Genomic DNA, 9,807 nt, shown 5'->3' with positions numbered 1-9,807 from the left:
GAGATGTGTATAAGAGACAGGTGTCAGGCCAAGGCCGGGGCTACGCCGGGAACAGCGTCCGGTGGACGGGGTGCTCGCGGAAGCCCCGGCCGCGGTGCGGCGAGCCGTGGGTGGCGGACAGTTCCCCGGCCGCGGTGCGCAGGGTGGCGGCCAGGTGGTAGTCCGGGTGGACGCCGTCGGCGCCGGTCCGGACCCGGAAGGTCAGGTCGAGCGTGTCGCCGCGCTCGACCGGGACCTCGGCGTCGAACAGCGGGAAGTACACCGACGCCCAGCTGGTCGGGTCCCGGAGGGCGTCCAGGGGCTCCTCGTCCGGGAGGCAGGCGATCCGGAGCCAGGTGAGCACGCCGTCCACGCTGCCCGGGCGGCGGACCGTGAGCCGGACCCGCCGCTCCTGCTCCGCCCGCAGGTCACCGTTGAAGTCGAGGACCTCGACCTCCTCCTCGGTCGAGAGGAGGGCTTCCGGGTCCGGGTCGCCGATCCGCAGGCGGACGTCGAACGGCGCCCCGTTCCACTCGAAGATCCGTTCCAGATAGGGGACCGCCTCGGGTGCGAAGGCCACCGGGGCACCGCCCAGGACCTCCCGGAGGTTCACCGCGGCCGCCCGGGTGACGCACCGGTGCGGCACGACGACACCGCCGGGCACCAGGTGCCGGCGCCGGGCGTCGGCCAGGACCGCGGCGGCGCCCTCCGCGCCCGCGACCGACCCGATCACCTCGGCCACGCAGACCTCCGCCGGGGGCCCGATCTCCAGTTCGGTGGACTCTCCGTGCAGCAGGGTGACCCGGTCCGCGAGGCCCCAGGCGAGGCGGTTGGCCGACGCGTTGCGGAAGGTCTCCGCCATGGCCTCGATCGCCACGGCGCCGCTCGCGCCGCAGGACACGCTCTCCCGGGCCCAGTTGAGGTGTTCGCCGGTGCCGATGTCGAGCACCCGCCGCCCCGGCGCCAAGGCGCGGACCGCCGCGCGGAACCGTTCCACCCGGCTCTCGTCGGACGTCAGCGCGCCGTAGAGCGCGGAGTCGTAGACCGGGTACTCGCCGATGCTCGGCCAGAGGACGGCGCCCGCGGCGCCTCCCCCCGGCCGGGCGGCGACCCGTACGCCGACCTTCGTACCACCCACCGAGATGTCAAGACGTTCTGTCACTTGTCGTTCCCTCGTTGTGAATCACTGCGGTCGAGCTGTTCCTCCGGGGTGTTCCGACCGGGCCGCCCCGGCCGGAACACCCCGGCCGAAATACCCCGGCCGTAATACCCCGGCCCTGGTCAGAGCGCGTGACCGGGCGTTCTCCGGACCAGCGCCCTGGCCATGGCCCGCAGGGTGTGCGCGGTGGCGAAGTGCGGGAGTTGCAGGCCTTCGAGGCCCCGGCGGCGCAGGGTCTCGACCACGGCGGGGGCGAGGACGGCACGGCCGCCGGCCTCCGCGTAGGTGAGGGCCAGGTTGACCGTCCCGAAGCCGTGGGTCTCCTGCAGGGCGGCGACGAGTTCGCGCTCGGGCTCGGTCGTGGGGCCGAGCACCGGGGTGCCGTCGCCCGGCAGCCAGTCGGCACCGGCCGCCAGGTCGGGGAGCCCGGGACCGGTGGCGCGGCTCGCGGACCCCTCGGCGAGGCGGTAGCGGTGCGGCGCGATCAGGTCGCCCTCCAGGTGGAGCCGGGACAGCACGTACTCGTGCACGTCGAACAGGCAGGACGGCCCGTCGAGCGACACCCGCGCCACGATCTCCTCGTCCTCCTCGGACACCTCGGCGGCGAGCACCCCGGGGCAGCCGGCGACCACCTCGGCGACGGTGTCGAGGTGGACCCAGGTCCCCCGCACCAGCCGGGCTTCGGTCGAGCGCGCGAAGTCCGGCGGGAGCAGCGCACGGGCGGCGGCCAGGGGGACGTCCGGCTGTTCGGCGACCAACCGGACGAACCTCGGCAGCAGTTCGGACATGTGGTGGACGATCCCGGCCGGGAGCATCACCGCGTCCACGTCGAAGTCGACGGCCACCGCGGCGTCGTCGACGTAGATCCAGGTGGCGTAGCTCCAGGGCTCCTCGCCGGACCGCCATTCGTCGGTGCGGGTCAGCCGGACCTCCGCGACGGGGATCCCGTCGGTTTCCGGGGTGTCCGGTTCCGAGAGCCCCTGGTAGTTGAAGTACAGGCCGCGGACGGATCCGATGCCGCGCTCCTTCTCCAGCCGCAGCCGGGAGTCCTGGTCCCGGATGCCCAGCCGCAGTTCCTCGGTGTAGGCGCGCAGGGCCCCGGCGGACACCTCGGTCAGGGACTCCGCCAGTGTCCGCTCCTCGTCGAGGTCCACCATGATCTCCAGCGCCTTGGCGACGAGGTCGATGCTGTCGTCACTGGGGAGCCGGAGACCGATCGCGTTGACGACCATGATCCGGGGGATGCCCGAGTAGCGGGAGATCAGCCAGCCGACGGCGTGCATCAGGACCATGGCCCGGGACACCCCGTGCGCCCGGCAGACCCGGTCCAGGAGCGGCAGGAGTCCCTCGTAGCGCACCGCGGACATGAGGAACCGCGGGTCCGGGGTCTCCTCCTTCACGGTGGCCGGCACCAGCAGCCGGGGGGCCAGCGCCCTGGGGTCCCGGCTGTACCGCGCCCTGCTCTCCGGGGTCCGCGGGATCCGGCGCTCCTTGGCCGCCCGGTCGAGCGGGTGGGTGATCCGCAGGGGCTTCTCCGTCCCCGTCCCCGCGCAGAGCGCCAGGAACTGTTCCCTGAGGTTCCGCACCCCGGAGCCGTCGAGCACGATGTGCTCGAAGACCAGGCTGAGCACCCGGACCTCGTCGTCCTCGACGAACAGCCGCACCGACCACAGCGGCCGGGTGTACAGCGAGCCGCCGACGAGCGGGTGGATCCCGCCCTCCTCGCCGTACTCCGCCAGGGTGCCCAGCTCGGCGACGGTCAGCGGCAGCCGGAAGCCCTCGGCCTCGAAGACCAGTTGGTACGGAAGGTTGTCCGGGCCGAGCCCGAACGCGGTCCTGAGCACCTCGTGCCGCTCGACCAGCACCGTCAGCGCCGCCGTCGCCGCCTCGACGGAGATGCCCGCCGGGAGGTCCCACTGCTTGGACCAGGCGTTGTCGATGTCCCCCTTCTCCCGCCAGTAGAGCCGCAGCCACCAGCGTTCCTGCTGTTCGGTGAGCGGACCGCTCCGCACGACAAGACTCAATTCCTCCACCCCTCCGTGGATCGACAGTGGGACGCGGACCGGTCGGGCCCGCCCCGGGAAGCGGCCGCCGGGACCACCCCGGGAACCGGCCGGCCGCCGGGCCCGCCTCAGGAGCCGGCCGCCCGCCGGGCCGCGAGGAGTGCCCGGTTGATGTCCTCGTGGTCGTCCTCGTAGCTGCCGTTGAGCAGGACGTGCCCGACCCCGGCGCGCAGGTACTCGGCGAGCCGGGAGCCGACGTCCTCGTGGCTGCCGACCAGGAACGGCGCACTGGCGTGGCCGCTGCGGAAGGCACCCAGCCAGTACGCGTCCGGTTCCTTCTCTCCGGCAGCCCCGGCGGACTCGGCAGCCCCGGCGGACTCGGCGGACTCGGCGGACTCGGCAGCCCCGGCGGCCTCGGCCACGGCCTCGACGGCCAGTCGGCGCGACCAGGAGTTCTGGGAGACGGTCTTGAGCAGCGTCTCCTGCCGGCCCTGCCAGGTCTCGGGGAACCGCTCCCTGGCCGTCGCCCAAGCGTCCTCCCGGGCCGACCCGGCGACGATGCCGATCCGGATCCCGAGCTCGCCGGTGTAGCCGCCGGCCAGCAGCGGCTCCAGGAAGGTCTCCTCCCACTCCGGGTAGCGGGCGGGGTGGGTGACCACCACGTCGGCGACGTCCCTGGCCACACCGATGCTGGCCGGCGAGGAGCCGGCGACGAACAGCTTGCACCGCGAGAGGACTTCGGGCCGGGGCTCCAGCCGGAACTTGCGGTAGGAGTAGAACCGGCCCTCGGTGTCGACCTCCTCGCCGCGCAGCAGCGCGCGCAGGACCAGCCCGTACTCGCGCATCCGCTCGTACCGCTCGTCGTGGCCGAGTTGGTCGCCGGTGCGGCGCAGTTCGTCGTCCCGGGCGCCGGCCACCAGGTTGAAATGCAGCGGGCGGCCGTACAGCGTCGCGTACGCCGCGGCCATCGCGGCGGCGGTGTGGGGCGGCAGCGAGGAGGGCTGGACGGCGATCAGCGGGACGAGGGTGTCGGTGGCGGCGCCGAGCTGGCCGGCGATCAGCCAGGGGTCGACCTCGTGGAGGTTGTGCGGGACGAGGATGCCCGACCAGCCGGCGCGCTCGCAGGCCGCTCCGGTCTCCCGCAGCCGGGAGAGGTAGTCCTGCTCGAACTCACGCTGTCGGCTTGCCGATTCCGGGGTCACGGAATAGACGTGCACGGTGTTCCTCCGTCAGTCGATGGCGAGTACGCCGGTCGGGTCGTTGCTGTTCCCCTGCGGGCGCAGGTCCTCGGGGTCCACGTAGTCGCGGATCCGGCGGATCAGCGTGGTGCTGTTCTGGCCGAAGCGGTGCGGCTCGCGGAGGTTGGTGATCTCCAGCCGGCCGCCGTCCCGGCCCTTGAGGGATTCGAGGTAGCGCAGCACCGCCCGCCCCTGCGGGTACGTCATCAGGTAGTGCGCGGCGAACATGCCGCCGGCCGGGTTGACCAGCTCCCAGTACTCGCGGACGAAGGCGAGCGTGTCCCAGGTGTCGATCCAGGCGAAGTCGATCAGGCCGAAGGCGTCCCTGACCTTGTCGGCCGAGCCCCTCAGATCGCCCTCGATGACCTGGCAGACGCCGGTGAGGTCGAGTTGGTCGAGGACGTCGAGGGCCCTGGGGGCGGAGGAGGAGGTGTCCGTCATCCGGTCGATGCAGATGAGCCTCGGCTCGTACGGCTCGTCGTAGTACGGGGCGTGGGCGAGCGGCTGCGCCTCGCTCGACCCGGGGGTGCCGAGCAGGGCGCGTTCGGCCTCGAAGGCCTCCTTGTTGTCCTTGAGCGCCCTGGCCAGGTAGGGGGTGGTGTACCCCATGCCGACCTCCAGGACGCGCTGCGGCCGCAGCGTGCGGATGAGCCAGTACAGCAGCGGGGCGGTGGAGTCGGTCCCCATCTCGGGGACCTCCAGGGACTTCACCGTCGAAACGAACGCGTCATCGATCATGAGACACCTGCCGGATGCGGCCCCGGGGCGGGGCACGTGGTGGATGGGCCTTCGGACGTGGGTGCGGCTAGGAGTTGTACTCGACCGCCAGGGCCGACCAGGAGTACGGTCCGCCGGTCGCGAGCAGGAGGCGGTCCCCGGGGTCGAGCGCGCCCGAGGCGGCCAGTCGGTGCAGGGTGATCAGGAGGTCCGCCGAGAAGCAGTGCCCGAGTTCGGTGACGGGCCCGAGCAGGAGCTTCCCGGGGGGCATCCGCATGGCCGCGAGCAGGAACTTCTGGGCGGCCGGGCGGTAGTTGGGCAGGATCGCGTACCGGAAGTCGGCGCGGGTCCGCCCGAGGGTGTCGAGCAGGGCGGTGACGGTCTCGGAGGCGAGCCGGACCGTCGAGAGCAGCCCCTGTTCGGCGGGGTCGGCGTCGGCGAGCCGTACGGCCGTGCGGCTCGCGGCGGCCTCCACCCTGAGCCGGGGGCCGGCCCTGTCCGGTCCACCGGAGAGCACGCAGGCGGCCGCCCCGTCGCTGAACACGGACAGGCCGCTCGCCATGATCCGGTCCCGGCCCTCCGCCCGGTCGGCGAGCAGCAGCAGGACGCGCTCGCACCGGCCGGAGGCCAGGGCGTCGGAGGCGACCCGGACGGCGGGGACCAGGTTGCCGCAGTCCTGCCCGGACAGGGCGAGGTGCTCGACGTCGTTGAGGCCGAGGCGGTCCAGGATCCGGGCCAGCGAGCCGGTGGTGTCCGGGTCGTTCTCGCTGACGTAGACCACGAGGTCGGGCCGGGCGGCGGTGGCGAGGGTCCGCTCGGCGGCCGTGGCCGCGAGGTCCCAGATCTCGCGCCGGCTCTCCCGGAAGCGGACGATCTCGGTGACCAGCGGGGAGATGTCCGCGGATGGCCGAGATGGTGGTGCCGTGCATGGTTCCCTCTCACTCGTCGTGGGCCGGGCGCGGGGTCAGGCGCGGGGTCAGGCGCGGGGGCTGGGGCTGGGGCTCACCAGGTGACGGGGAGCCGGTGCACCCCGTAGAAGCCCATGTCGGTGGCGAGCGGGACCTCCTCCGGCGGCACCGCCAGGGCCAGGTCGGGGAAGCGCCGGAAGAGGGCGGGGAACGCGACCCGCATCTCCAGCCGCGCCAGGTTCCGGCCCAGGCACTGGTGGATCCCGTGGCCGAAGGCCAGATGGCCCGAGGTCCGCCGGGAGAGGTCCAGCCGGTCGGGGTCGGCGAACTGCGCGGGGTCCCGGTTCGCCGCCGACAGCGACACCGTCACCGACTCGCCCGCCCTGAGCAGCCGGCCCCCGAGCTCGATGTCCTCCAGCGGAGTGCGCGGGACCCCGAAGTGGAAGATCGTCAGATAGCGCAGCAGTTCCTCCACCGCGTTGTCGGCCAGCGCCGGGTCCCGCTTCAGCGCGGCCAGCTGCTCGGGGTGCGACAGCAGGGCGAAGGTCCCTAGGGCGAGCGAGCTCGCGGTCGTCTCGTGCCCGGCGGTGAGCAGCAGGACGCCCGCGCCGGCGATCTCCTCGGTGCTCAGGGTGCCGTCCTCGACGAGCATGCTCAGCACGTCGTCGCCCGGCCGGGTCCGCCTGCTCCGGGTGAGCTCCCGCAGGAACCCGTCCAGGCGGTCCATCGCCAGGGCGGCCTCCCCGGCGGAGGCGTCCAGGCTGAACAGGAGGGCGCTGTCGCGCTGGAAGGCGGCCCGCTCCCCGTAGGGCACGCCGAGGAGTTCGCAGATCGCGAGCGAGGTCACCGGCAGCGCGAACCGCTCGACCAGGTCGGCCGGCGGCCGGGAGTCGGCCATGGCGGTGAGGCGTTCCTCGACGAGCTGCTCGATCCGCGGCCGCAGGGCCTTCGTCCGGTGGGCCGTGAAGGTCCCGGCCAAGGGGCGGCGGACCCGGGTGTGGGCGGGGGGATCCATGTCGACCATCCAGCCGGGCAGCGCGGGGACGCCGAAGAAGGGGTCGGCGCCGGGCCGGGCCACCGGTGCCCGTTTGAGCTCGGAGCCGGCGCTGAACCGCGGGTCGGCCAGCACGCTCCGGGCCAGGGCGTGGCCGGTCACCAGCCAGCCGGTGTGGCCGTCGGGGTAGGCCAGCGGGCGGATCGGCTCCCCGCCGCGGTGGTCGGCCAGTTCGGACGGCGGGTCGAAGGGGTTGGGCCGGACCGTGGGCAGCGGGGACGCCGGCGAGGACGGGTGCGGGCACGGGTGCGAGGACGGTTGGGCGGCGTGCGTCATCGGACCTCCTTCCGCAGGAACTCGGCGAGCCGCGCGACCCCGGTCTCGATCTCCCCGGGGTCGAGGTAGCTGCAGGAGAGCCGCAGCCGGTGGTCGCCCCCGGAGCCGAGGTGGAACGGCGCCATCGGCGTCCACAGCACGCCGTACTCCGCCGCCGACCGTTCGAGCAGGGCGGTGTCGGCGGGCACCGGCAGCGTCATCCGGACGAAGAACCCGCCCTCGGGCCGGTTCCAGCTGATCCCGTCGGGCAGGCCGTCGGCCAGGTGGCGGTCCAGCGCCTCGGCGAGGTGGTTGAGGTTCCGCTGGTAGAGCTCCGACTTGCGCCGGCTCAGCGCCATCAGGGAGCCGCCGTGCTCCAGCAGCATGCCGCCGATCACGGCCTGGCAGATCGGGGAGGTGTTGACGGTCACCATGCTCTTGGCGGCCGCGAGTCCGTCGGCCAGCAGGGTCCCGGCGCCGCCCGGGCGGACGACCTCCTGGTCCGCGACCACGTAGCCGACCCGGGCGCCGGGGAAGCAGACCTTGGCGAAGGTCCCGAGGTGCACCACCCGCCGGTTCCGGTCCAGCGCCTTGAGCAGCGGCAGCTCCGTCCCGGGCGCCGCGGTGAAGCCGTAGGCGTTGTCCTCCAGCACCAGGAAGTCCTCGCGGTCGGCGAGTTCGAGCAGGCGGTGGCGGACGTCGAGCGGCATCCGGCCGCCGCCCGGGTTGGCGAAGTCGGGCGCGACGTAGCACGCGCGGACCCTCCGGCCGGTGCCGCGGGCGGTCCGGCAGCGCGCCGCCAGGGCGTCGAGGTCGAGCCCGAGCGGGGTCTCCTCGACCCCGACCAGGTCGATGTCGAGCAGCCGGGCGGCCCCCCTGATGCCGACGAAGCAGGGGTCGGCGACGGCGAGCACGTCCCCCCGGGAGCCGAACAGGGTGCGCAGCGTCAGGAACATGGCCTCCTGGGCGCCGACGGTCACCACCACCGCCGCCTCCGGCACGTCGACGGCGTGGTCCCGGCGCAGCGCCCCGGCGACGAGGTCGCCGATCAGCCCGCGGCTCGGCCCGTACTCCAGCAGCAGCCGGCGCGCCCGGTCCGGGGTGTGGCCCCGGTCCCGGACGAGGTGGTCGAGGAAGCGGTCGAGGTAGCGCCCGGGGGCGAGGTCGGGCAGCAGGTCCGGGTGGGGAGCGCCCGGGGCGAAGGAGACGGCGTCGGGGTAGCGGGCCATGACCTCGTTGAGGAAGCCGATCGAGCCGAGCACGGGCTCCGCCAGCGAGGCGTGCAGCGAGGTGGCGTCCAGGCGCACCGGGCGGGGGTTCACCGGCGGGCCGACGAGCGCTGCCGGCGGGCCTCGACCTTGGCCAGGACGTCCTGGCTGTAGGCCCGGGCCACCTGGGCCACCGCGAACTCGGCCAGGTACTCGCGGTAGAGGTCGAGCGGCTCCTCGGCGAGGTTCAGCATCCGCCGGTTGGCGGCCACGGCGGGGGCGCCGAGTTCGCGCACGGCGCGCTCGACGGCCTCGTCCATGGCCTCCGGGGGGACGACCTCGTCGCACAGCAGCCGCGCCTCGGGGTCGGCCATGGTGATCCTGCGCCCGCCGAGGACGATCTGCCGGGCGAGCCGGCCGCCGGTCAGCCGGGTGAGGCGGAGGTTGCCGAGGCCCGGCACGATCCCCTCCTCCGCGGCGGGGAGGGCGACGTAGGCGCCGGTCTCGGCGACGACCCGGTCCAGGACCAGCAGCAGTTGCATGCCGCCGCCGATCGCGAACGAGTCGACCGCGCCGATCCACGGCTTGGCGACGGTGCGCTCGGTCCAGGCGCCGGGGGCGGGGTCGGTGAGCAGGCCGCGCGCGATCTTGTGCAGGGTGCCGAGTTCCCGGCCGAGGAGGAAGTCGACGAAGGAGATGGCGCCGTCCCGCAGGTCCTTGAGGTTGATGCCCGCGCTGAAGACCCGGCGGCCCCGGTAGCGGGGGTGCTCCATCTCGCCGCCGCGGAGCACGCCGACCCGCACCCGGTCGTCCAGCAGGGCGAGGTCGACGGCGGTTTCGAGGTCGGCGTTCAGCCGGTTGTCCTCGGCGTTGAGGCAGTGGGTGTTGTGGAACGTCACATGGGCGGCGTGACCGCGGCGCTCGACCAGGACGGTGCCGAGGCGGATCCGGCCCGTGCCCCGGAACTCCTCGGCCAGGTCCAGGGCCCGCCGGGTGGGCGTCAGCATGGTCTCGACCAGATGGGTGCCCGCGGTGGGCGAGCGCAGCACGGCGCCGCAGAACAGGCCCTGGTCGATCTCCCGGCCTTCCTTGTCGGCCTGGATGCGGCGCTGTTCGGCGTCCAGCTGGGCCCGGGTCGGGACCAGGCCGGGGACGTGCTCGGCCGCCGCGGCGAGGAGCTCGGGCAGCCGCAGCCGCCGGGTCAGGCCCGCGGTGAGTTCGCCGTACACCGTGTCGACGTGGTGGGTGAGGAAGGCCCGGCGGGCCGCCCTGGTCTCGGTGTGGAG

At 73.8% G+C, this 9,807-nt stretch carries 8 protein-coding genes; all 8 read right to left on the bottom strand.

What is annotated here, in order from left to right:
* Positions 1–40 precede the first annotated feature (40 nt).
* Complete coding sequence (locus VR45_RS44740; protein WP_052709558.1) at positions 41–1,141, bottom strand: class I SAM-dependent methyltransferase; 1,101 nt, start codon at positions 1,139–1,141, stop codon at positions 41–43.
* A 119-nt stretch (positions 1,142–1,260) separates the two neighbouring features.
* A complete protein-coding gene (locus tag VR45_RS32955) occupies positions 1,261–3,162 on the bottom strand; it encodes a condensation domain-containing protein (protein ID WP_159394439.1) in 1,902 nt (633 codons plus the stop codon).
* A gap of 107 nt (positions 3,163–3,269) precedes the next feature.
* On the bottom strand, positions 3,270–4,358 hold the full coding sequence (locus VR45_RS32950) for an LLM class flavin-dependent oxidoreductase (RefSeq protein WP_045943561.1): 1,089 nt from the start codon (positions 4,356–4,358) through the stop codon (positions 3,270–3,272).
* Between the two features lie 12 nt (positions 4,359–4,370).
* Positions 4,371–5,117 (bottom strand): class I SAM-dependent methyltransferase, encoded by a 747-nt coding sequence (locus tag VR45_RS32945; RefSeq protein WP_052709557.1) that lies wholly within the window; start codon positions 5,115–5,117, stop codon positions 4,371–4,373.
* 67 nt (positions 5,118–5,184) lie between these two features.
* Positions 5,185–5,877, bottom strand: coding sequence for a 3-oxoacyl-[acyl-carrier-protein] synthase III C-terminal domain-containing protein (locus VR45_RS32940; protein WP_045943560.1), 693 nt, complete (start codon positions 5,875–5,877; stop codon positions 5,185–5,187).
* Between the two features lie 221 nt (positions 5,878–6,098).
* Positions 6,099–7,334: a cytochrome P450 gene (locus VR45_RS32930; protein WP_078897059.1), complete on the bottom strand. Its 1,236-nt coding sequence runs from the start codon at positions 7,332–7,334 to the stop codon at positions 6,099–6,101.
* Entirely contained in the window at positions 7,331–8,620 is a 1,290-nt protein-coding gene (locus tag VR45_RS32925; RefSeq protein ID WP_045943563.1) for a PLP-dependent aminotransferase family protein, read from the bottom strand. Before VR45_RS32925 ends, VR45_RS32930 begins: the two co-directional genes overlap by 4 nt.
* An 11-nt stretch (positions 8,621–8,631) precedes the next feature.
* The coding region (gene dpgC / locus VR45_RS32920; protein WP_045943558.1) for a (3,5-dihydroxyphenyl)acetyl-CoA 1,2-dioxygenase DpgC at positions 8,632–9,807 on the bottom strand (1,176 nt) is incomplete at its 5' end.

This window comes from Streptomyces sp. NRRL S-495 (assembly GCF_000966955.1).
GTDB lineage: Bacteria > Actinomycetota > Actinomycetes > Streptomycetales > Streptomycetaceae > Kitasatospora > Kitasatospora purpeofusca.
Note: the sequence above shows the minus strand (reverse complement) of the source record. Positions and strands in the feature narration are given on the sequence as shown.

Excerpts from the sequence above, each read along its gene's own strand:
- VR45_RS32930 (WP_078897059.1), bottom strand. The coding sequence starts at position 7,334 with ATGACGCACGCCGCCCAACCGTCCTCGCACCCGTGCCCGCACCCGTCC.
- VR45_RS32945 (WP_052709557.1), bottom strand. The coding sequence starts at position 5,117 with ATGATCGATGACGCGTTCGTTTCGACGGTGAAGTCCCTGGAGGTCCCC.